Raw genomic sequence first — 26,617 nt, forward strand, 5'->3', positions numbered from 1 at the left:
GGCCGGCCAGCCCTGCCCCGATCCCGGCAAGGCTGAGTAGCAGCGCGACCATGAGGCAGAGCCGAGCCATGCCGACATGCTTGCGGGCATGCACCTCGCGCGCGCCAAGCGTCAGCAGCCAGCTTGCAATGCCCAAGAACAATGCGAGCATGGGCCAGACCATGCCGGGCCCGTCCGCCAGAGCGACCGGCGGGAAATCGGCATGGCGGGTCCAGAAGAAGAAATAGCCGAAGACGAGCCCGGCAAAAGCCGTCGCATCGGCCATCATCGTGATGAACATCGCCCACCAGCCTGGCGCCAAGGGCCCGGAGAGATAGAGCGGCAGCTCAAGGCCGTGGCCGATCGGCTTGCAGGGCTTTTCGGGAATTTCGGCCGTCCCGGTCCAGAGCCACCACAGCGCCAGAGCGAGTGTGGCAACACCACTGACGAGCGCGGCCCAGTAGAGATGATAGGTGGTGAGGATGAAGACCCCGCCGAGCGCGACCGCCGTCAGCATGGGCTTGATGCTCGGGGTTCCCAGACGGATTACTGCGAGTGGCCGGGCATCAAGGACGCTCGTGACGATCGTCTCGCGTCGCCCTTCCTCTGCATCGGGCAGGAAGAAGCGGCCCTCATCCACCTTGCGCACGAAATCTGTCTGGTCCCAGATCGGATAGCGGCTCTCGATCAATGGCACCGACCTTATGCCCCAATCCTCGTCCTCGGGATGGGCAAGCCATTCCAGGGTGCCCGCATTCCAGGGATTGCGGACAGCCCGAACCCGGCGTGGCGAGAGGCTAAGATCGACGCATATCACCGCCACCCCCGCGGCAAACAGCCAGGCCCCCAGGGTGGACGCCATATTGAGCCCGCCCAGCCCCAGTTCGGCCGGATAGGTGAAGACGCGGCGCGGCATGCCCATCAGCCCGGAAAGATGCATCGGGAAGAAGGTCAGGTTGGCACCGACAAACAGCATCCAGAAAGCGATCCGGCCAAGCCGGTCGGACAGCTTCTTGCCCGTCACCAGCGGCCAATAATAATAGAGGCCGGCAAAAAGCGGCATCAGCGTACCACCGATCAGCACATAATGGAGATGGGCGACGACGAAATAGCTGTCATGCGCCTGCCAGTCGAACGGTGCGACTGCTACCATGACGCCGGTAAGGCCGCCAATCACGAAAATGGCGAGGCTGCCGATCGCATAGAGAAGGGGTGTGGACCAGGTGACCCGCCCTGCCCACAGCGTCGCTATGAACACGAAGATCTGGACGCCGGTCGGAATGGCCACGGCTTCCGAGGCGGCCGAGAAGAAGGCGAGGCTGATCTTCGGCAGCCCGGTGGTGAACATGTGATGGACCCAAAGCCCGAACGACAGGAATGCGGTGCCCACAGCTGCCAGCACGATCCACGGATAGCCCAGGAGATGGCGGTTGGCGAAGGTCGGCACCAGCATCGCGAACAGCGCGATCGAGGGCAGGAATATGATGTAGACCTCGGGATGACCGAAGATCCAGAACAGATGCTGCCACAGGAGCGGATCCCCGCCCCGGCGCGCATCGAAGAAGGGCCAGTCGAGCAGCCTCTCCATTTCGAACAATATGTCGCCGGCGATGAGCGGCGGAAAGGCAAAGAGGATCATCACCGCCACGACCAGTATGTACCAGGCATATAGCGGCATGAGATTGAGCCGCATGCCCGGCGGTCGACATTTGAGCACGCCGACGATCAGTTCGACGGCGGCCGCGACCGACGACACCTCGATGAAGGAAAGGCCCAGCATCCAGATGTCGGCTCCGAGCCCCGACAGGTCTGTGCGGGTGGTCAGCGGAGGATACATGAACCAGCCGCCGTCAGGGGCGGCATTGAAGAAGATCGATCCCCCGACGAACAGCCCTCCAATCAGAAAGGACCAGTAGCCAAAAGCCGACAGGCGGGGGAATGGCAGGTCGCGCGCGCCCAGCAATTGCGGCAGCAGGATGATCGACACTGACTCGAACATCGGCACGGCGAAGAGAAACATCATCATCGAGCCGTGCAGGGTGAAGAGCTGGTTGAAGGTGCCAGGCCCGACCAGATCATTGTCGGGCACGGCAAGCTGGGTGCGCATGATGAGCGCGAGCATGCCGGCAAAGAGCATGAAGCCGAAGGCGGTCAGCACATACCAGACGCCGACGCGATTATTGTTGCAGTCGGTCCAGCGCAGGAAGATCCCCCTGGGCGGTGCCCACACCGCGCGCAACCTTTCTTCCTGCGCCGCGCGGAGCGCCGGGTCATCCTGATCGTGGAGGCTCATTTCAGCCCCTCGAGATAATGAGCAATGGCAATGGCCTCCTGCTCGGACAGCTGGGGATAGGCGGGCATGCGCGCGCCTGGCTTTGCGATCTGGGGCGCACGGATGAAGGCCGCGATATTGGCGGTGGTCGGTGGCAATATCCCTGCCCCCAGCGTCCGCCTTTGCCCGAAACGGCTAAGGTCAGGCCCGATTGCCGCATGATGCGCGGTTCCCCGGATGGCATGGCAGGCGCCGCAGCCATGCGCATCGAAGAGGGACTGGCCCCTCGATGAACCCAGGCCCCTGCCGGCCCCGCGCGCGTCCGCCAGCCATGCGTCGAAATCCGCTGGGTTCATGGCAATCACGTCGAAGGCCATCAGCGCGTGCGACAGGCCGCAAAACTCCGCGCAAACGCCCCGGAAGCGGCCGGCCTTTTCGGCGCGCACGACCAGCCTGTTGGTCCGTCCGGGGATCATGTCCATCTTGCCGGCAAGACCGGGGATCCAGAAACTGTGGATCACGTCCTGCGCGCCGAGTTCAAGGATCACCGTCCGCCCCACGGGAAGGCGGATCTCATTGGCAGAAACAAGTCCAGGCCCTGCGCGTGATGCCCCATAGGCGACCCGCCACCAGAATTGCTCGCCCTCGACCCGAATGGTGAGGTCGCCAGGCGCCGTGTCGCGCGGGCGCATGGCAGGCAAAGCGTAGAGAAGCAGCGCGCCAAGGATCAGGGCCGGGCCGATGGCGCCCAGCCACAAGATGATCCGCATGCCGCCATGATGGCTGAGCGCCCCTTCCGGAGCGCGAAGCGCGCGAACATAGATGAGGACCATGACCATCACGATGATCGCCGCACCGATGGTCAACAGGATCGCCATCTCGCGCACCTGCCGCGCTTCGGCGCCGAAGACATGGAGGGCCGACTGCTGCGCATTGCAGGCTCCAAGGCCGAGCAGTGAAATGGTCCAGAGCCATGGATTGCGCATTGCGCCCGCGTCACCCCTTTCGCGCCGCATCCGGTGTGCAGCGTCTTTCGTGCCAACACGCGAAGCGGCATCCGGTTCAAACATTTCTGTTTCGTAACAAGTGGATGAATTGCCGGTGTCGGCGAAACCAAAAGCCATCCGGCGCATTGGCGAGGGATCATTCTTCGACAAGGAGACATGTTTTGCCCAGCGCCCCGCCGCGCACCCGGCCCTTGCTCCATCCGCTTCACGGCCTGCTGCTCGCTTGGCCGGTCGCCCTGTTTCCCGCTGCCCTGCTGTCGGACATCACCTATCTCAACAGCGCGGAAATCCAGTGGAGCAATTTTTCGGCTTGGCTGATCACCGGCGCGCTGATCGGCGGCGGCCTAGTACTGCTATGGGCCTTGATCGCACTGGCGCGCGCCAAAGGGTCGGCACGTCGGCAGCATGGCCTTTATCTGCTGCTGTTGGCGCTGATGTGGGCCTGCGGGCTCATCAACGCCTTCCAGCATAGCCGCGACGGCTGGAGTTCAGTCGGGACCATCGGCCTCATCCTCTCCCTCCTCAGCAGCCTGGCTGCCCTTGCCGCGGGCTGGACGGCCTTCGCGGGTTATCGGGAGGTTCGGCCATGACCGTGCGTGCCTTCATCCTGGGCGCCAGTCTCCTGGCACTTGCCGCCTGCGGGCGCAGCCAGCCTGGCCTTGACCAGACCGGCGCCCGGCCGGACCTGCCCGATCAGCGCCAGACATTGCTGCCGCCGATGAAAATCGCGACGCCCGCTGGCTGGGGGAATGAAAAGCCGTCGGCACCGGCCGGCTTTAGCGTGACGGCCTTCGCCACGGGGCTCGCCATCCCGCGCCAGATGCTGGTGCTGCCCAATGGCGACATTCTGGTGGCGGAAGGGTCGGGCGGTTCGGCCCCCGCCCTGCGGCCCAAGGATGTCATCGCGACCCAGATCAAGGCCATGGGGAAGACATCGGTTAAGGGTGGCAATCGCATCACCCTGCTGCGCGATGCCGATGGCGATGGCCGCGCCGAATTGCGCAGTACGCTCATCACCGGATTGAATGCGCCCTATGGCCTCGCCCTGGTCGAGGGCCAGCTCTATGTTGCGACACAGGACGCGCTGCTGCGCTTTCCCTATCGTGAGGGCGAAACGCGCATCACTACGCCGGGCGTCGAGGTGACCAGCTTGCCCTCGCGCATAAACCATCACTGGACCAAGTCGCTCGCAGCCGGCCCGGACGGATCGAAACTCTATGTCGGTATCGGCTCCAACAGCAATGTCGGCGAACGCGGCATGGCGGTGGAGGAAGATCGCGCCGTCATCTGGGAGGTTGATCGCCAGTCCGGCATGCATCGCACCTATGCCTCGGGCATCCGCAATCCGACAGCCCTTGCAGTTGAGCCGCAGACGCGCCGGCTCTGGGCCGTGGTGAACGAACGTGATGAGCTCGGACCGCAACTGGTGCCCGATTATATGACTTCGGTTCGTCCCGGGGCCTTTTATGGCTGGCCCTACAGCTATTGGGGACAGAATGTCGATCCGCGGGTGCGTCCGCAGCAGCCCGATATGGTGCGACGCGCGATCCGGCCAGATTATGCCCTGGGATCCCATGTCGCGGCACTCGGCATCAGCTTTGCAACCGGCGCCGGTCTTGGCCCCGCCTATGCGCAGGGCGCCTTCGTCGGGCAGCATGGCAGCTGGAACAGGCAGGATCTGGCCGGCTACAAGGTGGTCTTCATCCCCTTCGCCAATGGTCGCCCCGCCGGCAAACCCCAGGACTTCCTGACCGGGTTCATCAAGGATGGACATGCGCGCGGACGTCCGGTGGGCGTAAGCTATGATCCGGTCCATGGCGCGCTGCTGGTCGCCGATGACCTGTCCAACAGCGTCTGGAGGATAGCCCCAACCCGTCGCTGACATGAGGCAAAGAGCAAGGAGAGAGAAAATGGAGAAACGACAGGAAGATGGCGAAACGGTAACCCATCTCTCGAAAGTCGAGGCACGCAGCGGATCGCGCACGACCGCGACCCGATCCATATTGGTCACAAGCCTTGCGCTGGTCATCGCGGTTCTGCTCATCGTGGTTGCGATCGGCTATTTCAGGGCCGACCAGACCGGCGCAGACGAGGTCAATAGCGACAACAGTTCGCAAACAATGTCGGCGCCAAATTGACATAACCGCCATGACACCCGCCAGCAAATCCATCGCGATGGACGCACTGGCAAGGTGGATTGGCGACAAACTGCCCTGATCATTGCGGGCGGCCATCAATCGGGCAACGGCCCGTCCTTTCCATGGAGCGCTTCATCGCGCATGCCGCCGCACCCGCTGTTGGTTCGAAGGACATTTTGCGGCCGATTTTCAGGCGAGGCTTCCTGTCGCGACGGATCATGTGCGGGGTCTTCCGCGTTCATGGGGCAAGCAAAAAGGACAGAGATGATGCTTGCCAACGCCCGCCGTGAAATCCTCACCCGCCCGATCTTCTCCCTCGTCGAGGCAGCGCTGCCCGCGCTTTCCGCTACGGAGAGCGAAGCGATCGAGGCTGGCAACAGCTGGTGGGACGCGGCCCTTTTTACCGGCAATCCGGATTGGGATCAGCTTCTTGCCGTGCCGCCCGCCAGGCTGACCGCCGCAGAACAGGCATTCATGGATGGCCCTGTCGAACAGCTGTGCGGCATGATCGACGACTGGCGCATGACCTGGGAAACGCACGACCTGTCGCAGGAAGCCTGGGACTATCTTAAGCAGGAAAAATTCTTCGGCATCATCATTCCCGAGGAATATGGCGGCCTTGGCTTCTCCAATTTCGCCCATAGCGAGATTGTCCGCAAGATCGCCACCCGATCCGTATCTGCGGCGGTCACTGCGATGGTCCCCAATAGCCTGGGACCGGGTGAACTCATCCTGCGCTTTGGAACCAAGGAACAGCAGCGCTACTGGCTGCCGCGGCTGGCGGACGGACGTGAAATTCCCGCTTTCGGCCTGACCAGTCCCGAAGCCGGCTCCGATGCGGCGGCGATGATCGACGAAGGCGTCATTTGCAAGGGGCAGTGGGACGGCGAGGAGGTGGTGGGCATCCGCCTCAACTGGCGCAAGCGCTATATCACCCTGGGTCCGGTCGCGACCTTGCTCGGCCTCGCCTTCAAGCTGCGCGATCCCGACCATCTGCTGGGCGGGCAGGAGGAGATCGGCATCACGGTTGCGCTGGTCCCCACCGACCTGCCCGGCGTGTCGATTGGGCGCAGGCACATCCCCTCGATGCAGAGTTTCCAGAACGGCCCCAATGAGGGTCATGATGTGTTCATCCCGCTCGACAACATCATCGGCGGCCCTGATCGCGTCGGTCAGGGCTGGAAAATGCTGATGAGCGCGCTGGCGGCCGGCCGGGGCATTTCCCTGCCTTCCCTGTCTGCCGCCGCCGGCGCCTTTGCGGCCCATACGACCGGCGCCTATGCGCGGGTGCGCTCACAGTTCAACCTGCCGATCGGCAAGTTCGAGGGGATACAGGAGCGTCTGGCGCGGATCGCGGCCAATGCCTATCTGCTCGATGGCGCGCGCCGCCTTACCTGCGCGGGGCTCGATCAGGGGAACCATCCCGCCGTCATTTCCTCGATCCTCAAGCTCCACGCGACCGAACGCATGCGGACCGTCATCAACGACGCGATGGACGTGCATGGCGGCAAGGGCGTGATCGACGGGCCCAATAATTATCTGGGTAACCAGTATCGCGCGATCCCGGTCGGGATCACGGTCGAGGGCGCCAATATCCTCACCCGCAGCCTGATGGTATTCGGCCAGGGCGCGATCCGCTCCCACCCCTATCTTCTCAAGGAAATCCGCGCGGTCGCAGATGCCAATCGCGGGCGGGCGCTGGCGCAGTTCGATGATGTGCTGTGGAAGCATGTGGGCCACGCGCTCAAGACCGCGATCCGCGCCTTCGCGCGCAACTGGACCGGTGGCCTGTTTGCGCCAGCGCCCAAGGCCGGGCGCGCGACCCGCTATTATCGCCAGATGAGCCGCTATGCCGCGGCCTTTGCCTTCATATCCGACATATCCTTCCTGACCCTGGGCGGCGAGCTCAAGCGGCGCGAACTCCTGTCCGCCCGGCTGGGCGACTTAATGTCGGAACTCTATCTTCTTTCCGGCGCGCTCAAGCGCTGGGAGGATGAAGGGCGCCAGGATGATGACCTTCCCCTGCTCGCCTGGTGCATGGACAGCGGCTTTGCCACGATCGAGCAAAGATTCGTCGAGATCATCGAGAATTTTCCCGCGCGGCCCGTGGGCTGGATGCTACGCCTGTTCATCCTCCCCTTTGGCCGCCGTCGCCATGGCCCGACGGACCGGACCATCCGTCAGTGCGCGCAGATCATCCTGGAACCCTGCCCAGCGCGCGAACGGCTGATCGACAATGTCTTCATCGGCGGCCCGGAAGAACCCGTCGCCCGCCTGACCGAAGCCTTCCGCCTGATGGTCGATACCCAGCCTATCCACGACCGGCTGCGCAAGGCGCGGATCAAGGATTGGGCCAAGGCGCGCGAGCGCGGCCTGCTGTCGAGCGCAGAACTGGCGCAGCTTGAAGAAGCCGATCGCGCGGTCGCGGACGTCATCGCCGTGGATGATTTTGCACCCGAGGAGCTGCCGCGCAATGCTGCTGCATCGGACCTGGCGCAGGCCGCCGAATGAGCCGGCCGGTCTATATTGTCGATGGCGCCCGCACGCCCTTTCTCAAAGCGCGCGGCGGCCCCGGTCCGTTCACGCCTGTTGACCTGGCGGTGCAATGTGGGCGCCCGCTCCTGCTGAGGCAGAAATTTGCCCCCACCGATTTCGATCAGGTCATATTGGGGTGCGTCAACGTCATCGCCGATGAAGCCAATCCGGCGCGTATCGCCGCGCTGCGTCTGGGCTGCGGGACGCAGACGACCGCCTTTACCGTTCAGATCAATTGCGGTTCAGGCATGCAGTCGATGGACACCGCCTACCGCTATATCGCCGATGGCGGCAGCGACCTCATCCTGGCCGGCGGTGCCGAAGCGCTCAGTCACGCGCCCCTCGTGTTTCGGCAGGATGCCGTCCAATGGTTCGCCGCGATGCAGGGCGACAAGAACAGCCCCCTGGCCTCGCTCAAAGCGGCCAGCGGATTTCGCCCCGACTTCCTCAAGCCCATCATCGGATTGGAACGCGGCCTCACTGATCCCATCACCGATCTTGGCATGGGTCAGACAGCGGAAATATTGGCGCACCTCTTTTCAATCTCGCGGGCGAACGCGGACGCCTATGCGGTCGAAAGCCACAAGCGTCTTGCCCGGGCGCAAGCGGAGGGATGGCTGGAGGGCGAACTTGTTCCCGCTTTTGCCAGGGATGGGACCGTATATTCCCAGGATGATGGCGTGCGGCCCGACAGCAGCACAGAGAAGCTCGCGACGCTGAAGCCCGTTTTCGAGCGCCCTTATGGGAAGGTCACTGCGGGCAATAGTTCGCAGATCAGCGACGGCGCCTGCTGGACCATCCTCGCCTCGCAAGAGGCCGTCGAGCGCCATGGCCTTATGCCCCGCGCGCGGATCATCGACAGCCAGTGGTCGGCGATTGATCCCGCCATCATGGGCCTAGGCCCAGTGCTCGCCTCAACGGCACTCCTCAAACGCAATGGTCATGCATTGGCGGACATCGATCTGTGGGAATTGAATGAAGCCTTCGCTGCGCAGGTGCTGGCATGTCTTGCGGCATGGGAGGACGAGGACTTCTGTCGTACCATATTGGGCCTTGAGGGGGTAGCCGGGCGCATCGACCCCTCGCGCCTCAATGTCGATGGCGGCGCGATTTCCCTGGGGCACCCGGTGGGCACGAGTGGCACGCGGATCGCGCTGCATCTCGTTCAAGCGATGGAGCGGCTCGGGCTGAGGCGCGGCATCGCCACCGAATGTATCGGCGGCGGCCAGGGCGGCGCCATGTTGATCGAACGGCTGTGAAGGAGACCATGATGAACGATCCTGTCTGGTCCTTTCTGGCCGATCGCGATCTGGAGACCGGTCCCGCGCCCCATCGCGCGGAGGCCCTGCATCACTGGCGCTTCACGCGCGACGCCCAAGACATTGGCTGGGCTGTCCTCGATCAGCAGGGAACGGACACCAATCTGCTGTCCCAGGCCGTGCTCGAAGAGCTTGACCATATACTCGACATGATGGCGGACCGTGCGCCCCGGGCGCTGGTCATTCGCTCAGGCAAGAAACAGGGCTTTCTTGCCGGCGCGGATATCAGCGAATTTCGTGACATGCGCGACGAGGCGATGGTGCGCGACCGGATCGCCGCCGCGCATGCGATCGTCGACCGTCTCGAAGCGCTGACCTTTCCGACCATTGCGGTCATCCACGGCTATGCCATGGGTGGCGGTCTCGAGGTCGCGCTGGCGTGCCATCAGCGCATTGCCATCGAATGGACAAGGCTCGGCTTCCCCGAAGTGCAGCTTGGCCTGCATCCAGGGCTCGGCGGCACGGCGCGCTTTACCCATTTATGCGATCCGATCGCGGCGATGGAACTGATGCTGACCGGCAAGTCGATCGATGCTGGCTATGCGAAAGACATGGGGCTGGTCGATGCGGTCGTCCCCGAGCGCCACGTCCACGCCTCCATCATCGCAGCGGTAGATGGAAATATGGATCAGGGCCGTCAGGCATTGCTGGATCGCCTGAAGGACGCCGCGCCAGTCCGCCATTTGGCGGCGCGGCAGATGCGCAGCCAGGCTGAAGCCAGGGCACCCTTGGCCCATTATCCCGCGCCCCATGCGCTCATCGACCTTTGGGAAACTCATGGTGGCGACCGGGAGGCGATGAAACAGGCGGAGATCATCTCCTTCGCGCGTCTCATGATGAGCGACAGCGCGCAAAATCTCATCCGCGCCTTTTTCCTGCGCCAGAAGCTCAAGACACTGGCTGGGCCGGAAACGAAGACGATCGCCCATGTCCATGTCATCGGTGCGGGCGCGATGGGCGGCGACATCGCGGCCTGGTGCGCCTGGCGCGGTCTGCGCACCAGCATTTCCGACGTGAAGCCAGAGCCGATTGGCGCTGCTCTTGGCCGAGCCGCGAAGCTGTACGAAAAGCTCGCCCATGGAGATCGGCTCAAGGTTCGCGATGCGCTGGATCGGTTGATCCCTGACCCGGATGGTGCGGGCATCGCCAAAGCCGACCTCCTGATCGAGGCTGCCCCGGAAAAGGCCGATCTCAAGCGCACCCTCTATGCGAGCGCCGAGCCACGCATGAAGGACGGCGCAATCCTGGCGACCAACACCTCCTCCATTCCGCTTGAGCAATTGCGCGAGGGGTTACGCCATCCCGAGCGGCTGATCGGCATCCATTTCTTCAATCCCGTGTCGCGGCTCGACCTGGTGGAGGTCATAAGCCATGACGGCGTCGATCCGCAGGTCGAGGCCAGCGCAAAAGCCTTTGTCGGCATGATAGGCAAGCTGCCGGCCCCGGCCCGCAGCGCCCCCGGCTTCATCGTCAACCGGATCCTCACCCCCTATCTGGTCGAGGCGATGACGATGATGGACGAGGGCATCGCGCCCGAGACGATCGACAGGGCGGCAATGGATTTCGGCATGCCCATGGGCCCGCTGGAACTTGCCGATCAGGTCGGCCTCGATATCGGCCTTGCGGTTGCCGACATGCTGAAACGCGAACTGGACTGGCCCATGCCCGCCACGCCGATTTGGCTCCACGACAGGGTTTCGGCGGGTCATCTGGGGGCAAAATCCGGCAAAGGCATATATGCCTGGCAGGATGGCCATGCAGTCAGAAACAGCGCCGCCCCGCCCGCGCCGGACATGGCTGACAGGCTCATCATGCCGATGCTCAACATGGCCGTCGCGGTCCTGCGCGAGAAGGTGACCGATGATCCCGATATCATCGACGCGGCCATGATCTTCGGCACCGGATTTGCGCCCTTTCGTGGCGGACCGCTCCATTATGCCCGCGCACGCGGCGTTGGCGAAGTCAAAGCCGTGCTGGAGGGGCTGCGCGAAGCCCATGGCGAGCGGTTCCGGCCCGATCCGGGCTGGGACATGCTGCAATGAGGACCGGCGAAATCGAGCCCCTGGAACTTGGTTCGGCAGAAGAGGTAGCCGACCGCATCATCGCTCGCACCGACGGGCATATCGTCCTTGGCCTGCCGCTGGGCCTTGGCAAGGCGCCTCATGTCGTCAATGCCCTCTTCGCCCGTGCCAGCGCTGATCCCGCCATCAGGCTTCGTATCTTCACGGCGCTCACGCTCGAGCAGCCCTCGCTTGGCACGGACCTCGAGCGTCGTTTCCTCGAGCCCGTGTTCGAGCGGACAATGGGCGGATATCCCCGCTTTGCCTATGCGCAGGCGCAGCGCGCAGGCGAGATGCCGGCCAATATCGAGGTGAATGAATTTTTCTTCCAGGCCGGCAGCCGGCTCGGCAATGGGGACGCGCAGCGCCACTATATCGCAGCCAATTATACCCATGCGATGCGCTATCTGATCGACCAGGGCGTCAATGTCGTGGCGCAGATCGTCGCGCGACGGGGGAACAGCTATAGCCTCAGCTGCAATAGCGACATGACGCTCGACCTGCTGGCCGAGCGCGATCGGGGCCGGGCCGATTTTGCCCTGATCGGACAGGTCAATGACGAGTTGCCCTTCATGCGCGGGCCGGCCGAAATCCCGTCCGATCGGTTCGCCATCATTCTCGATAGCGCGCACACGCGCTTTCCTCTCTTCGGGCCGCCACGCCAACCCGTAAGCCCTGCCCAGCACGCCATCGGCGCCCATGTGGCCGCGCTGATAGCCGATGGCGGCTCGCTTCAGATCGGCATCGGCGCGATCGGCGACGCGATCGCCCACAGCCTGATCCTGCGGCAGGAACAGCCCGGTGCCTATCGCGCAACGCTCGACCGGCTGGGCGCTCCCGAGCCATGGGAAACCGGCCCCTTTGAGGAAGGCCTATATGCGCCGACCGAGATGCTGGTCGACTGTTTCCTCGATCTCATTAGGGCCGGCATCGTCAAGCGTGAAGTCGATGGGGCGATCGTGCATGGCGGCTTCTTCGTTGGCCCGCGCAGCTTCTACGCCGCGCTGCGGGACATGGACGAGAAGCTGCGCGATCGCATCCATATGCGCGAGATCAGCTATATCAATGCGCTGTTTGGCGACGAAGCGGCCAAGCGCAAGGCGCGGCAAAAGGCCCGCTTCGTCAACAGCGCCATGATGGTCACGCTGCTGGGCGCCACGATCTCGGACGGGCTTGAAGATGGCCAGGTCGTCAGCGGCGTAGGCGGGCAGTATAATTTCGTGGCGCAGGCGCTCGAACTCGACGGCGCGCGTTCGATCATCACCCTGCCCGCCACCCGGCGTCACAAGGGCGAGACCCGGTCCAATATCGTCTGGAGCTATGGCCATGAAACCATCCCGCGCCATTTGCGCGACATGGTCGTGACCGAATATGGCGTTGCAGACCTGCGCGGCCAAAGCGATGAGCAGGTCATCCAGCGCCTGATCGCCATCGCCGACAGCCGCTTTCAGGGCGAACTTCTGGAAAAGGCACGTTCCGCGGGCAAGATAGCGACCGACTGGGACATTCCCGAAGCACAAAGGAATAATCTGCCCGAGCGGATCAGCGCGGCCATGCCCACCGAGACATTTCCGTCCTTCCCGTTCGGCACGGACTTTACGCAGATCGAGCAGCAGTTGCTGCCGGCGATGCAATATCTGGCAGACCATGCGGCAAGACCCGCCCAGCTGGCCGCCCTGATTGCGCGCGGCCTGCGCGGTGGTCAGCCCGACGAAGCGGAACTGGCCGCGCTCGAGCGCATGGGGCTGGATGCGCCCCATGGCGTCAGGGAGCATAGCTACCGTGCGCTCATCCTGGGAGCCTTGCGCAGTGCCGGACAGTAAGAACAGGAAAGCGGCGAGAGAGGCAGACGTCATTTCGGCAGACAGGGGAAGGGACCAGATGCATGAAGCCAAGGATAGCCCGCACCCCGATCTTGACGCGGAAGAGGCCGCGCATGTCGAGGAGCGCAGCACGGGTTCGGCAAAGGTCGTCCATGAGGTTGTGCGGCTCCAGGGCGAGGAAGAGCTGGATCGACCGATCCTGGCCCTGATGCTTTCTGGCCTGGCCGCCGGCCTCGCTATCACCCTGTCGCTCATGTCCGAACTCTTCCTGCGGGCAAGGCTGCCCGACACAGACTGGGCGCCCCTCATCTATCTGCTGGGCTATCCGGTCGGATATCTGATCGTGATCATGGGGCGGCTGCAGCTCTTTACCGAAAGCACGGTCACAGCGGTGCTGCCGGTCGCGACCCGTCCGAGCCTTGGCAATCTGGGCCGCCTCGCGCGCCTGTGGGCCTGCGTGCTGGCCGGGAACCTTGTCGGCGTCACACTCGTGAGCGCGCTGATGGCCGGTGAGGTCATCATCACGCATGAACAGCGCATCGTGGCGCTGGATATTCTCGCCAAGCTCGAATGGCAGGACTGGTCGAAAACCCTGATGCTCGGCATTCCGGCGGGCTTCATCATGGCCGCGATTGCCTGGGCCCTGCCCAATGCCAGGGGCAGCGAATTCTGGGTGATCTTCCTCCTGACCTATGTCATCGGCCTTGGCGGCTTTTCGCATGTCGTCACCGGCTCGTCCCAGATCAGCTTCCTCTGGCTGAGCGGCGAGGTCAGTTTCCAGCAGGCCTGGTTCGGCTTCTCCCTCCCTGCGCTGGTCGGTAATATCATCGGTGGAAGCGGCCTGTTCGCGGTCCTGGCCCATGGGCAGATGCGAAGCGACCTTACCGAAGGGGGATAGCGTTCGGTTTCAAACACCGCCGGCGGGCAGAACTGCGCGCAGAGACTTCTCGATTTCCCCGCCGCAATAGGCGTCGCCATAGCGCGTCACGCCTCTTGCCTCGAGCCTCGCCAAGGCAGGATGAGCGCGCAGACGCTGGACCAGCTCCATCGTTGCAGGCGCATGTTGGGAGAGCATGGCAGCGATCGCGCCGAAGCGGCTGGCCATTGTGCCCCATAATGTCACGGTCACGATATCGGCCAGATCTGGCTTTGCGATGCCGAGCATGAAACCGTCTCCAGCTTCAAGGCCGTTGGTTGTGCCCACAGCCTCCCAGATGCGCATCCATTTCACCAGCCGAGGAATAAAGCTGGCCCATCGATCCTCCGTCCACATCTGCCGGCCGCCATCCAGCGTCAGTTCGTCAATGATATCATTCGCGTCATTGACGAGCTTGACCGTCAAGGCGCGTTCGCGGGTACCGCCATGCACAAGGGCAAGACGTTCTGCCAGATAGACCATGATTGCTGGCATCTGCGACAGGGCTAATCCGGTTTCATTATCAATCAGGAGGGGTGGCCCCATGAAGGGCACCGGCTGATCCTCCGGAGCCATTTTCATCAGGGCGGCGATCTCACCCTCATCATGTTCGTTCCAGCTCTTGCCCGCGAAATCAAGCGCGGCCCTGATGAACTGTCCGTGGAATGGCAATGGCCAATAATATAGCTCGAAATCCTTCACCACCTTCATCCCTCCTTTACGTCGGCACCTTTGCCAGAAGGCTTTCCTGAACATATTGGTTGCCATGGAAATCTAGCGGGCAACCGTCGGGCTATAGCGGTGCGCAGGAACACAATGGCGGAGTTCGCGTTGTCCGACGCCAGCTGCCCTCCGCAGTTTGCAGCGGCAGTTTCGGGGCCGACGCAGGCGATGAGACCGAAGCTTCGATGGGGGCATAGCCTCGAAAAAGGTCTTTTCCGGCAATGATGGTGCAGGTGCGCAGGGAGCTTGGGACGCATGTCGAATGAAATAGGTTCGGTTCGCCAATGGGATGAGGGTGACCTGATGGAAGCCTTCCGTCTTATTCAAAGCGAGCGCCATACCGGTGACGACCAGATAATTTTTGCAGAAATGCGGCGCCGTGCCGGTGGCGGCGCACGTGAGCAGCGCGATGCTTCGAACCGGCCTCGACTGTGGGACTTCGAGCCGGACAAGCCTCTGTGCTGAGATATGGTCGCCAGCCCGGCGCGCGCCAAAGGCGAGGCGTCGCCGGGCCGGAGCACCTCAACCCGCTGCAACCACGTCAGGCGAAAGGGGTCTGTCATTTTGACGAGCGCCCGCCCACTCACCCAGGCGGATTGCGATCTGATCGCGCCCCCCGCGCTTGGCGTCGTAAAGCGCTTCGTCTGCCAGCCGGTAAAGCGTGCCAAAGTCAACGCGGGATGCCGAGGCTGTCACGCCGATACTCACCGTCACCATGCGATTACCGATGATGTCGCCGTGGCTCAGATTGGCCAAAGTTCGCCGCAGGGTTTTTGCAAATTGCTCGATGTTCCCAATTTCAGCTCCTGTGATCATCATCGCAAATTCCTCCCCACCCAGGCGGCACACGGCGCAGGAGGAACTTTCATGCCGTGCGATGCAGCGGCCAATAGCTGCCAGAACGTGATCGCCAGCCTCATGACCATAGACATCGTTGATCGACTTGAACCAATCGACGTCGATCAGGAGCAGGGCAACCAGCGCGCCTGACGCAGGCAAGCCTTCAAGCATCCCGCCGGCTCGTTCCGTGAAACCCCGTCGGTTTGGCAGCCCTGTCAAAACGTCACGGCGGGCAAGCTCATGGGCCTTAGCCTCTGCGAGCCGGGCGAAGTCTCGTTCCATCCGCAACCGGGCATGAGCACGCGAAGCGCCAGCTGAGAGCCACAATGTTTGCCAGGCCGCTGCGAACAGGACCAGAATTTGCGACCCACCGCCCCAGAACATGGCGTCCGCGTCGAAAAAGCTGGTCGACGCAAGAACGGTCATTGGCAGTGCCCAGGCCCCACCGAGGCTCTGCGCCGCGCTGCTTCCCCGTCGCCATGCCTGGCCAATACAGGATGCGACCGCCGTCAGATTGGCCCGGACCAGGAATCCCAGCAGATTGCCGAGCATGTCGAACGGCCCCGAACGCATCAGCGAAAGCGGTAAGCCCAATGCGCACACGCTTGCGGTGAGGCCCAGGGCTGTGCGCCTCAACCCCGCGTCGAGATGCTGTCTTTCAAGAGCAGTGACGGCGCTCAAAGTGGCGAGCGTGATGGCGAGACAGGAGAGACCAGTGCAGATTTGCGCCGATACCGCGCTAGCCATGGAGGGAAAGAAGAACAGATGAAGTTGCGACCAGCACGCCCCCCATATGACCATGCAGAATGCCCATGCAGCCTGCCAGCCGGCATGTTGCTGACGGACGGCAAGAGCCAGTGAGGCGTTATAAATCGCGCCCACAATCAGCAGAACGAGCGCAGCACGGTCAAGGTAGCCAAGCCAGTTGTCTGGGTGGCTTCTTCACCACGCGCGACAAGCCTCATCCGCAGGAGATGCGCGCTCGCCACTTTGTCAAATCTCAAGGTGAAGGCCACGACAGGAACGTCGCGATAGGGCGCGCGGAACGCGAGTTGGCCGCCAGCTCTCCAATAGGTCCCGAAATTACCGCTCCGGACATGTTGCTGCTCGACGGCACCGTCACGATAGATGAAGCGCACGACGAGTCGATCAAATCGAGAGCTGTGGATGATCAGCGACAGATCCTCATGATCGCGCGAGCCTCGGGGCAAGGCGGCATGGAGCCACAATGTACCCTTCTGATAGCCATTAGGATCACCATTACAGGCAAAATGGGATGGGCGCATGTCGTTAGGGGCGATCGATCGGTTCACTGCGTGAGATAGGGGATCGCCAATGCGTAGCAATTCAGCGCGCGCAGGCGGTGCCCAGCCCAAGAGTAGCAGTGCGATCGAGAGAGCATGGGGCAGGCAATCGCCAGAACTTGTCGGGATAAACCCGTGGTCAGAATGCGCCCGTTCATCGCGCGCGCTTAGTATGAAATGCACGACGATGCCGGGCGCGGGTGCATGGCAACTGGGTCCGCTGCAGGCAGCGATCCGCCTGTATTGCGTCAGTTCTCGCCCTAGACTGACGAAGGCCAAAAATATCTCAGAGTCGCAGAGCAAGAAATTTAATCCAAGTTAAAGATAGTCCTGGTCATGTTGCAGGAGTGGCATCATGATATTCTTGCTGAAATTACGTAACGATGCCGAAACAAATTTAGAGAATGCAGTTTTTTGGATAATTTCATTGCAGAAGGCCTTGGCGATGGCATCCTAATAGTGTCAAAATTGCAACATCAGCATTATTGTTTTTGCATCGAGCAACCGTTGCGCATGTCCTTTAGTTTGAGCCTCGTTAAAAAATCAAACAGGGACGTACATCATGATGAAGATCATTCTCCCATTGCTGGGCTGCCTGGCACTGCCGACTGCTGCCATGGCCCAGGACGATACCGCACCCGATGGCAGCAAGGCCTTCGGTATCGAGCCGTATGTCGGCATTCTCGGCGGTTATCACACCTTTGACCGCGGCACCGAGTTCGGCAGCGTTCCGGGCGAGACGATCATGAACGGCGCTCTGATCAGCGGCATCGCGGGCGTGAACGTGCCGCTCGGGCCGGTGTTTGTCGGGGTGGAAGGGAACGCCTCGAAGGGTTTCAGTGACATTGACTGGGAGTATGGCGTGAAGGGCCGTGTGGGCGCCCGCGCAGGCGAGAGTGGCTTGATCTACGCCTCGGCCGGCTACCAGTGGGTCAATGGCAAAGGCGGCTGGCCCGACGAGAAGGACTGGATGTACGGTGCGGGTGTCGAAGTGGGGCCAAAGGAGATCGGCCTCGGCGGGGTTACAGGCAGCAGCGGTGTGCGCCTGCGCGTGCAGGTCGACACCTATGATTGGGACAGCTTCCGCCCCATGGCTGGCGTCATTTTCCACTTCTAAAAAATAGCATTGTCCAGGGGAGGGGATGAGGCGTTCCCTTCCCTGGGACGCAAATGCCTCAAGTGGAACACGGGTGGTGCCATGGAGTTGTGCTTGCAACTACAGTAGGGGCCGATCCGCTGTTCAGCTAGAATCTGTTGGGCTAGTCCGCCTGTCCTGCGAATTTTCTCAGACCGTGAACTCGTTATATCTCAAGGCGTTTTGCGTTGGCTACTGCGCTTGTTGCAGGATTTTGGAGGCTTGCGAATGACGATTGAGATTCGCTTTCCCGATGGTAGCCATCGTGATGTGCCGAGCGAACTTCGCATTCCGCACCCAGATAGCGGAAGCGAAGAGCACGCATTCAGGCATGTACCGCTCAACTGCGATTCCTGTTGGCGTTTTGCGTTTGACGGCGTCCTTTGGAATGCGCTCCCCAGAATCGGCAGTCTTGCTATGTTCCGCGGCCCGAGCACTGAGTGGTGGAGGGGCATTATAACAATGTCGGACGGATGGGCTGTGGATCACGAGCGGTGCCTTCCCGTCGCCGTCAACGCGTGATGGCCAATTAGCGCGAGCCGATGCGCTCCCAGTGTCGGCATAATTCATTAGAGCCGCTGCCACCCGAGCAGAGATCATCTCCAAATGCCAGCATGATGTAGAGCATGAATGCGGGGGACACGCGTCAGCCTGTCGGTCGCAATCAGAACCTGATTACCACCGATATCCGCCATATCGGATGACAAAGATATCACCACGTCATTGACGGCACTTCGCGCGAAAAGGGGTATATCCACAGAAGGTTCTCACAATTTGTGACGGCCGGTTTCATGCGATCAAATCCCGCGCTGCCAACATTCCACGTTCATATTGATCGAGATTGGTTCTGGACATCTTCTTGCCTCTCGCCGGAACCCAGCCTGCTGCTTCAAGTTAGAGGTCTGTCTGCTGCGACGATCGCAGCCTCGCATGATCATCAGGGAGAGTTGATATGACCGCTTCGGGTCCCAAGAGTGATGCAGCTCTGGAAAATAGTCTGGCTGATCACCGGCCCGGAGCTGGAAGTCCCGATTATGAGACGACGGCCGGAGAAGGTGGAGAGACGCAACAGAAGCTGAAGGCAGAGCAATCCGGTGATGCCCTCACAGACAATTTCGGGCACCGGATCGCAGACAACCAGAACAGCCTCAAGGCGGGCGCTCGCGGTCCGACGCTACTAGAAGATTTCGTCCTGCGCGAGAAAATTTTCCATTTCGACCATGAGCGCATCCCTGAACGGATCGTACATGCCCGCGGCTCTGGCGCCCATGGGATTTTCGAATGCACCAAGGCCATTACTGATGTTACCAAAGCGAGCATCTTCCAGAAGAAAGGTGCGCATTGCCCCGTGTTCGTTCGCTTCTCGACTGTGGCCGGTGGCGCGGGTTCCGTCGATACACCGCGCGATGTGCGCGGCTTCGCAGTGAAATTCTACACCGATAGCGGCAACTGGGATCTGGTCGGCAACAACATTCCGGTATTCTTCATTCAGGATGCCATAAAGTTTCCTGACCTTATCCATTCGGTCAAAATGGAAGCGGATCGCGGCTATCCCCAGGCGGCGAGCGCCCATGATACGTTCTGGGATTTCGTGTCACTCATGCCAGAGAGCATGCACATGATCATGTGGGCCATGTCCGATCGGGCCATTCCTCGGTCCTTGCGGATGATGGAAGGTTTTGGCGTCCACAGCTTCCGCTTCATCAACGAACAGGGCGACGGCAAGTTCGTGAAGTTCCACTGGAAACCGGTTCTGGGCGTCGCGTCCCAGGTCTGGGATGAGGCCGTGAAGACGGCAGGCGCCGACCCCGATTTTCATCGCCGCGATCTGTACGAAGCCATTGCCAGCGGTGATTATCCCGCCTGGGATCTGGGCGTGCAGATTTTCGATGAGGCTTGGGCGGCAGAACAGCCCTATGATGTGCTGGACGCAACCAAGCTGATCCCCGAAGAGGATATTCCTGTCGAGATCATCGGGCGTCTCACGCTCAATCGCAATGTCGACAATTTCTTTGCCGAGACGGAGCAGGTTGCCTTCCTGCCCAGCAACCTCATTCCAGGCATCGACTTCTCGAATGACCCCCTGCTGCAGGGGCGACTTTTCTCTTATCTCGATACGCAAAAGTCGCGTTTGGGAACGACCAACTTTCATCAAATTCCGATCAATGCGCCAAAATGCCCATTCCACAATATGCAGCGCGACGGGTTGATGCAGACGCTGGTTCCCAAGGGGCGCGCCAATTACGAACCAAACAGCCTGAATGAGGTGGGTGAGGATAGTGGTCCCCGCGTCGCGTCCGAAACCGGGTTCACATCCTTTAGTGATAATGGCGAGCGCAACGATCCAACTGAAAAGATGCGGATACGTGCCGAAACATTTGCCGATCATTATAGCCAGGCTCGGATGTTCTATCTGTCGCAGACGCAGAATGAGCAGGCGCACATCGCATCAGCCATCGTCTTCGAATTGTCGAAGGTGGCCTTGCCTCATGTGCGGCTACGGGTTCTCGCGCGTCTGCGCAACGTTGACGAGGTTCTGGCGCAACGAGTCGCCGATGGGCTGGCGATCGCTCTACCTGAAAAGGCGCCAGCGGCCCGAGAAATTGTGGAGATGCCCGTTTCTGACGCTCTTTCCATCCAGAAGAATGCCAAGGATGGCTTTGCGGGCCGTAAGGTCGGAATTCTGTTTGCAGAGGGTTCCGACAAAGCGATGGTGGAGAAGATCAAGGCAGGCGTGGAGAAAGCGGGCGGCAGCGTCTTTCTGGTTGCGCCGAAAGTCGGTGCCCTCAACGTCAAGGGCGGGACACTCCAAGCGGATGGAAAGCTCGATGGCTCGCCGTCGGTACTGTTCGATGCGATTGCGTCCGTGCTGATGCCGGAAAGCGCGGAAAAACTGTCGAAGCAGGGCGCTGCAGTTCAATGGTTCATGGACGCCTATGGGCATTGCAAAACCATCGCCCATTGCCCCGGCACGCAGATCATTCTGGACAAGGCAGGGGTAGAAAAGGACGATGGTGTCATTCCAAACGAAATGCTCCTGGACAAGGGACCCAAACGACATTGGGCGCGAGAACCAAAGATCCGAGATCTGGCGTGAGATAAGCTGCTGGTTCCGCATGCGCCCTAATACTGCGCATGCGGGCCTTTCTGTGCTACCAGTTTCAGCGCTGCCTATTAGTAGAGTCATACTCCACCTTCGACTGGAGGCTGGACTGGGCGAAATTCATCCGCGGCGCAAAGCACACTCCATCGAGCCTAGCCGTCACAGTTCAAGAGGACACGGTTCCAGGCCCTGGGGGAGCAAGCCGTATCGCTTGGCTATCGCAGCGCGGTCATTGCGGCAAAAGGAAAATGGCGGCCTGAAACGAAATTGGCCCCGACCATTTCCATGATCGGGGCCGGTGCTCCTGGACCGTCGTCCAAGGGCGAGTCGCTAAATCGCTATATCGTCAGAAATGGAAACCGCCAGTTACTGCAACTTGGTGACGCGACATTTTGACGCCGGTGTCGAGTTCGATGTCGCCTTCGCGATACACATATTTCCCATAGTCGCTGTAACGATATTCAAGGCGCGCGAAGTTTGAACCGTTGGTGAATTCAGCGCCTCCGCCGATGCGATAGCCATCGATATTGTCGCCGATGCTTGCACTGTCGCCATCGAGAGAATAGCGGAGCTTGAGGCGGGCATTGGTGTAGCCGCCCTTGGCATAAAGCAGCATGTTGGGGGAGACCGCGAAGCCGATCCGGGCACCAATATACAGGTCACGATCAGCGAGGAGCGACAGTTTGTCACCCTCGAACAAAATGTCGTGCGCCGACGTTTTCGTGGTGGAATCCGATGCCTCGGCTTCGATACCAAGGATTGCACCACTGGTGCCGAGGGCGAAGTCATAGCCCGCCGTGACACCATACAGCATGCCGCTTTCGGACGCATCGACATCGTAACCATAATCAAAGTTCACCGTGTCGTAGCCGAGAACGATACCGGCTTTTCCGCCTTCGAAGTTGGAGGCGTTCTGAGCGAGAGCAGGAGCGGCGATAGCAACAGATGCCGCGCAAACGATGAACTTGACCACGGTTAACCCCTTGAATCGTTGTATTTGGTGGGGTGTCATGGCAGATGATACTTATTGATCGGTTAATTGCTCAGCGTGATGAGTATGAAGATGCTTGTAATCTATTCATTGCCGCAGCCTGGTCAACAATCGCTTATATCTGCAGATTGAAAGGCTCCTTTCTTACAGTGATGGAACGCAGTCGGGCCACGGCCTGATTCACCAGGCTGCAGGCTTCGATCTGAGACAGATCAGGCCGAACCGAACGATCTATTAGTTCCAGATTTTTGTAGTCGATGTTCGGCCATGACTCATGGCGGCCGATCCCCAAACGCTCCAACTACGTCACTACCTAGGCGTCATTGGCGTAGAGGGACATCAGACGGTCGTGGAAAATCCAACCTATCTCAACGCTGCCAAAGCGGCAGCCATCTTGATGACGAGCGCACCGCTATCGTTGATCACGTTGCCGCTAGCCCGACAAATCGGCGACATCATCACAGGCGGTAGCCGGTTCGCAAGCTCCGGGTGCCGCGTGAAGGAAAGTGTAAGAGCAGTAGTTGCCGGGTGATCACCTATTACCAGAACGCCGATGAGACGGTTTTTTGTCACCATTCTGTCAAAGTAAAATTAGATAAATCTAACAAAAGAACAGAACAAGCAAGCCAATCACTCAGCGAAATAAATTAAAAAAGGATAATGGTCGTTGATAACGAAGATTTAGCCGAAATCATGTCCGGTCGGAACGATGTGAAGGATTATTATGCGAGCAAGCGCTAAGAGTTTTGGTCCTTTAGCCGGTTGACGTGAGGGCCGTCCGTGCAGCGACGAAACTGTCTCAGGCCAGATCTGGCGAGGTGGACCATCTGCAGCTGCCGGCGGTGAAAGGATGGGAGCAGAACCGCCGCGCCCCGGATCAACCCGCCCGCGTCCTCCTGCAGATGATCGCTACAGACCCAACCGGCGTAGCGAAGATGATCGAGCGGATCGCGCAACCGGCCTGAATTGGGACGTTCAGAAAATGAACATCAGATTAATGGTTGCCAACGATCGCGGAACAGCGCATGCGTCGATCGCGACCCGAAGGCTGTAACAAGCCTTCAAATAAACTCGGCCCATCCGAACTGTCGGATGGGCCGTTCCTTTTTCCGCGACGATTAACCCGATTTTCGCACCTTTGGCGCATACCAGCACCACAAGAGATCGCCATTTTCCCGGCGCTCCGAATTCAGTAGCGGCGAATATTAGCTGGCCCGATCCGCTCCCTGGTCGGGCCATTTTTTGACTTGAAGTCCCAAAAGACGTAGCATCGGAGGCGGACGGTCCCGAAGGTGTTATCGTTACCCCGGTGACGCCGTTCAGCGGTTGGGGCCGTCCAATCACATTGCATTGAACACTTGAAGCCCGATAAACTCTCGATATTGGCCGCCAGACAACCGCCCAGCGCCTTGATCGATCGCAACACCTCGAACCCACATCCGCTTAACGGCGCCTTTGCACCGGCATTCTAGCCAAGGAGCTGCTTTGTCGATGCTTTCGACACGAAGCCGGATCACGCCTGCGCGGGTAATCAATCACGTTTTTGCGCTCACGCTGGACAGGAACAATGGCGTGGGGAACCTTGCCCCCGCGTGTGCACCTTGCAACGATGCAAAAGGAAGCTTTGAAGCGAGGTTCGTGCGCCGTGATTAGGCGCGCACGATGGATACCCGGCTGTGCGCCACCTGCCACCAACGTCCACGACACCGCAACGCCGTGAAGGCTCGCCTTGACTAAGTCTATTGTCCGGGAGGGTAAGGTACCCAATTCTTTTGGCCGGGGGCGCCTGCAACATCGTGATTTGAAGAAATCGACCCCGTGAATAGCCCTGACCGTATCATAGGACTCAGAACCGTTCTGGCCCGCACCGTGCTTTCCCCACGACGCTCTATCGCAAGATGGGCGAAGGCACTTGACCTGCTCCCCGTAAACTGGTCCGAGTTTGGAGAGAAATTCTCGGTTAGGTTTGGCGAATGCCGAACAAGGGAAACCGTGGATGAAAACGTCGAGATTCAGCGAGCAACAGATCGCGTTCATTCTCAAGCAGGCTGAGGACGGAACGACCGTTGAGGAGGTGTGCCGGAAGGCGGGCATCTCAGTTCAAACTTACTACCGATGGCGGAGCAAATATGGCGGCTTGATGCCGTCGGAGATGAAGCGGCTGAAGCAACTGGAGGAGGAAAATGTCCGCCTCAAGCGCCTCGTGGCGAACCTGAGCCTGGACAAGGAGATGCTGCAGGATGTCATCCGCCGAAAAATGTAAGGCCTGATCGAGCTCGGGAAATCGTCAGCTAACTGCGGACGAGCTACCAAGTGAGCGAACGGCGGGCCTGCAGCGCGTTTCCGATCAACCGATCGACCCAGCGCTACCAGTCACGTCGCCTCGATCAGGCCGGCCTCAAGATGAAGATCAGGGAGCTGGCCGCGACCCGTGTTCGCTACGGGTATCGGCGGATCCATGTCCTGCTGCGGAGAGAAGGATGGAAGATCAATCACAAACGGACGCATCGGCTGTACCGCGAGATGGGCCTGCAACTGCGCAACAAGACGCCTAAGCGCAAGGTGAAGGCGAAGCTGCGTGACGACAGGGCACCAGCGTCGGCGCCTAACGAATGCTGGTCGATGGACTTCCTGTCGGATCAGCTCTTCGACGGTCGTAAAATCCGTGTGCTGTCGATCATCGACAACTTCAGCCGGGTATCGCCGGTACTCGATGTCAGGATGAGTTACCGCGGTGCCGATGTCGTCCAAACCCTTGAACGGGTTGCGGCTAGGCATGGGCGACCGCAGCGTATTCGCCTGGACAATGGGCCGGAATTTATCTCGAAGGATTTGGATCTTTGGGCTTGGACGCACGGTGTCGTCCTCGACTTCAGCCGCCCCGGCAAACCGACGGACAACGCGTTCGCCGAGTCCTTCAACCGCCGCGTCCGGGCCGAATGCCTCAACGCCTTTTGGTTCTTGAGCCTGGACGATGCTCGGGTAAAATGTGAGGCTTGGCGGATCGATTACAACGAGGTCCGTCCGCACAGCTCCCTCGGCAACCAGACCCCGATGGAGCACGCTTTTGGATCAGGGCAGGCATGCCTGCCCTGATCCAAAAGCAGCCGGCTTTTCTCACAAAGGCCGGACCAGTGTTGGGGTGAGGGTCATCGTGGTCCAGACTATCATAGTCTCTGGGCCACTCAGCGGGGGGCAGATCAGACTCGAAGAGCAGCGATGATATCCGAGGCTCTGGGACTCGCGTTATACGCACTTCGACTGAAACCAGCCCACACAGCCGATCGCGCAAAGTCTAACTAGCTCGAGCCTTGAGTTTGCGGGATTAGCGGATCCTGCTGCGCTTCTGGCCGTTGAACAGTCATCTGACCAAGTCAAGACATCATTTCCAAAGGAGTCGCCATGTCGCTCAACGGCCGTACGATCGCCGTTCTTATCGCTCCGCGCGGTACAGAAGAAGTGGAATTTGTGGAGCCCATGAACGCACTTAGGAAGGCCGGAGCGTGCGTCAAAGTGATCGGCCTTCAACCTGGCCAAGCGCGCACCAATGTTAATGATCTTGATCCTGGTGGCGAGTATGCCGTCGATACCGTATTTTCTGAGGCGGATCCGGCTTCATTTGATGGCTTGGTCATTCCCGGCGGCAGTGTCGGCGCCGACAAGTTGCGCGCGAGCGCCGAGGCGATATCCTTTGTCGAAGCAATTTTCGGTGCTGGAAAAACGATCGGTGCGATCTGCCACGCGCCATGGCTCTTAATTGAAGCCAAGATCGCTAAAGGCCATTCGCTCACCTCCTTCCCGTCAATTAAGACGGATATCCAGAACGCTGGCGGCCTTTGGGTCGATGAGAAGGTAGTGATCGATGGCCAATGCATCACCAGCCGCAGTCCTGAAGACCTGCCGGCATTCTGTTCTGCGCTCATCGAGGCATTTGCCGATACGCCATCGCGCTTGACAGCGCGGGACTGATTCTGAACGGGCGGAAATGCAGCCGCCATCGATATTTCAACAGGGTGAGGGTCTATGATGTTTCGTAAGAAGACCGCGCGGAATCGCGCTTTTGGCAAGTCTTATGATGAAGCGATGCAGGATGCAGTGAAGATCGGGATTGCGGAAACCGCAGCGCGCGCAGCCGTCACAGCTACGGTCACCTTCGCGGTCGGGTGGCTGCTCAAGCGGACTTTCGAGAAGACGGTGGCGCAGAACGCGCAATCCGCCTGCAAGACCAAGCCATCCATGGCGACAAATAGCCCTGCGGTGAGTTACAAGCAGACGCGGAAGCGGCCTGACGCCGATAATTCAAACGCTCCCTGAGGCAAGGCTTGGTATCCTCCATATGACCCAGTGAACCACCCCGGCTTTCCCGGAGGCATTTTGAATTGAGTCATGCAACCATATCGAGGGTCTCTCTGGCTGCATAGTAGTTTGCCTCGGCCTCGGCGGGCGGGATGTAGCCGATGGGGCCGAAAAGG

Annotated in this window: 19 protein-coding genes and 1 pseudogene; 14 read left to right on the top strand and 6 right to left on the bottom strand. The window is 60.5% G+C overall.

Annotation, left to right across the window (positions count from 1 at the left end; translation table 11 throughout):
* Both BRX37_RS23805 and BRX37_RS23810 read right to left on the bottom strand, forming a co-directional pair.
* A partial coding sequence (locus BRX37_RS23805; protein WP_125989818.1) for a cbb3-type cytochrome c oxidase subunit I occupies positions 1-2,272 on the bottom strand: 2,272 nt, incomplete at its 3' end.
* Positions 2,269-3,237, bottom strand: a complete 969-nt coding sequence (locus BRX37_RS23810; RefSeq protein WP_125989820.1) for a cytochrome c oxidase subunit II — start codon at positions 3,235-3,237, stop codon at positions 2,269-2,271. The genes BRX37_RS23810 and BRX37_RS23805, both read right to left, overlap by 4 nt.
* A gap of 182 nt (positions 3,238-3,419) precedes the next feature.
* Here BRX37_RS23810 and BRX37_RS23815 point away from each other — a divergent pair, with 182 nt between their 5' ends.
* From BRX37_RS23815 to BRX37_RS23850, 8 genes are all read left to right on the top strand, one after another.
* Positions 3,420-3,848: a DUF2231 domain-containing protein gene (locus BRX37_RS23815; RefSeq protein WP_069339012.1), complete on the top strand. Its 429-nt coding sequence runs from the start codon at positions 3,420-3,422 to the stop codon at positions 3,846-3,848.
* Positions 3,845-5,140, top strand: coding sequence for a PQQ-dependent sugar dehydrogenase (locus tag BRX37_RS23820; protein ID WP_125989822.1), 1,296 nt, complete (start codon positions 3,845-3,847; stop codon positions 5,138-5,140). The genes BRX37_RS23815 and BRX37_RS23820 overlap by 4 nt, the downstream gene beginning before the upstream one ends.
* A 28-nt stretch (positions 5,141-5,168) precedes the next feature.
* Positions 5,169-5,396 (top strand): hypothetical protein, encoded by a 228-nt coding sequence (locus BRX37_RS23825; RefSeq protein ID WP_063976109.1) that lies wholly within the window; start codon positions 5,169-5,171, stop codon positions 5,394-5,396.
* Between the two features lie 264 nt (positions 5,397-5,660).
* On the top strand, positions 5,661-7,907 hold the full coding sequence (locus BRX37_RS23830; protein ID WP_125989824.1) for an acyl-CoA dehydrogenase: 2,247 nt from the start codon (positions 5,661-5,663) through the stop codon (positions 7,905-7,907).
* Positions 7,904-9,190, top strand: a complete 1,287-nt coding sequence (locus BRX37_RS23835) for an acetyl-CoA C-acetyltransferase (RefSeq protein ID WP_063977108.1) — start codon at positions 7,904-7,906, stop codon at positions 9,188-9,190. The genes BRX37_RS23830 and BRX37_RS23835 overlap by 4 nt, the downstream gene beginning before the upstream one ends.
* A gap of 8 nt (positions 9,191-9,198) precedes the next feature.
* A complete protein-coding gene (locus tag BRX37_RS23840; RefSeq protein WP_234781648.1) occupies positions 9,199-11,292 on the top strand; it encodes a 3-hydroxyacyl-CoA dehydrogenase NAD-binding domain-containing protein in 2,094 nt (697 codons plus the stop codon).
* The gene (locus BRX37_RS23845; protein ID WP_063977110.1) at positions 11,289-13,133 is read left to right on the top strand and encodes an acetyl-CoA hydrolase/transferase C-terminal domain-containing protein; all 1,845 of its coding nucleotides are present in this window, start codon (positions 11,289-11,291) and stop codon (positions 13,131-13,133) included. The genes BRX37_RS23840 and BRX37_RS23845 overlap by 4 nt, the downstream gene beginning before the upstream one ends.
* A 58-nt stretch (positions 13,134-13,191) precedes the next feature.
* On the top strand, positions 13,192-14,031 hold the full coding sequence (locus BRX37_RS23850; RefSeq protein WP_063977111.1) for a formate/nitrite transporter family protein: 840 nt from the start codon (positions 13,192-13,194) through the stop codon (positions 14,029-14,031).
* Between the two features lie 9 nt (positions 14,032-14,040).
* Here the strand turns inward: BRX37_RS23850 and BRX37_RS23855 are convergent, their stop codons facing one another.
* On the bottom strand, positions 14,041-14,817 hold the full coding sequence (locus BRX37_RS23855) for a glutathione S-transferase (protein WP_318276902.1): 777 nt from the start codon (positions 14,815-14,817) through the stop codon (positions 14,041-14,043).
* Between the two features lie 210 nt (positions 14,818-15,027).
* Here BRX37_RS23855 and BRX37_RS23860 point away from each other — a divergent pair, with 210 nt between their 5' ends.
* On the top strand, positions 15,028-15,237 hold the full coding sequence (locus tag BRX37_RS23860) for a hypothetical protein (RefSeq protein ID WP_063977112.1): 210 nt from the start codon (positions 15,028-15,030) through the stop codon (positions 15,235-15,237).
* Between the two features lie 57 nt (positions 15,238-15,294).
* Here the strand turns inward: BRX37_RS23860 and BRX37_RS23865 are convergent, their stop codons facing one another.
* Complete coding sequence (locus BRX37_RS23865; protein ID WP_234831876.1) at positions 15,295-16,494, bottom strand: GGDEF domain-containing protein; 1,200 nt, start codon at positions 16,492-16,494, stop codon at positions 15,295-15,297.
* 2 nt (positions 16,495-16,496) lie between these two features.
* Positions 16,497-16,925 carry a hypothetical protein gene (locus tag BRX37_RS27485; RefSeq protein WP_234781650.1) on the bottom strand — a complete coding sequence of 143 codons (429 nt, stop codon included), beginning with the start codon at positions 16,923-16,925 and terminating at the stop codon, positions 16,497-16,499.
* Positions 16,926-17,478: 553 nt separating this feature from the next.
* On the opposite strand from BRX37_RS27485, the gene BRX37_RS23870 reads away from it, so the two are divergent.
* Together BRX37_RS23870 and BRX37_RS23880 are read left to right on the top strand one after the other, a co-directional pair.
* Positions 17,479-18,033 carry an outer membrane protein gene (locus tag BRX37_RS23870; RefSeq protein ID WP_017503103.1) on the top strand — a complete coding sequence of 185 codons (555 nt, stop codon included), beginning with the start codon at positions 17,479-17,481 and terminating at the stop codon, positions 18,031-18,033.
* A 970-nt stretch (positions 18,034-19,003) separates the two neighbouring features.
* Positions 19,004-21,148 carry a catalase gene (locus tag BRX37_RS23880; protein WP_081261095.1) on the top strand — a complete coding sequence of 715 codons (2,145 nt, stop codon included), beginning with the start codon at positions 19,004-19,006 and terminating at the stop codon, positions 21,146-21,148.
* A gap of 352 nt (positions 21,149-21,500) precedes the next feature.
* Here the strand turns inward: BRX37_RS23880 and BRX37_RS23885 are convergent, their stop codons facing one another.
* A complete protein-coding gene (locus BRX37_RS23885) occupies positions 21,501-22,127 on the bottom strand; it encodes an outer membrane beta-barrel protein (RefSeq protein ID WP_318276903.1) in 627 nt (208 codons plus the stop codon).
* Positions 22,128-24,141: 2,014 nt separating this feature from the next.
* On the opposite strand from BRX37_RS23885, the pseudogene BRX37_RS23890 reads away from it, so the two are divergent.
* From BRX37_RS23890 to BRX37_RS23900, 3 genes and pseudogenes are all read left to right on the top strand, one after another.
* Positions 24,142-25,241, top strand: a pseudogene (locus BRX37_RS23890) (IS3 family transposase).
* A 306-nt stretch (positions 25,242-25,547) separates the two neighbouring features.
* Positions 25,548-26,114 carry a type 1 glutamine amidotransferase domain-containing protein gene (locus BRX37_RS23895; protein ID WP_063976883.1) on the top strand — a complete coding sequence of 189 codons (567 nt, stop codon included), beginning with the start codon at positions 25,548-25,550 and terminating at the stop codon, positions 26,112-26,114.
* A gap of 54 nt (positions 26,115-26,168) precedes the next feature.
* The gene (locus tag BRX37_RS23900; RefSeq protein ID WP_017503095.1) at positions 26,169-26,459 is read left to right on the top strand and encodes a hypothetical protein; all 291 of its coding nucleotides are present in this window, start codon (positions 26,169-26,171) and stop codon (positions 26,457-26,459) included.
* Positions 26,460-26,617: the final 158 nt, after the last annotated feature.

The sequence above is a fragment of the Sphingomonas sp. S-NIH.Pt3_0716 genome, assembly GCF_003950715.1.
In the GTDB taxonomy this organism is placed as follows: domain Bacteria; phylum Pseudomonadota; class Alphaproteobacteria; order Sphingomonadales; family Sphingomonadaceae; genus Sphingobium; species Sphingobium yanoikuyae_A.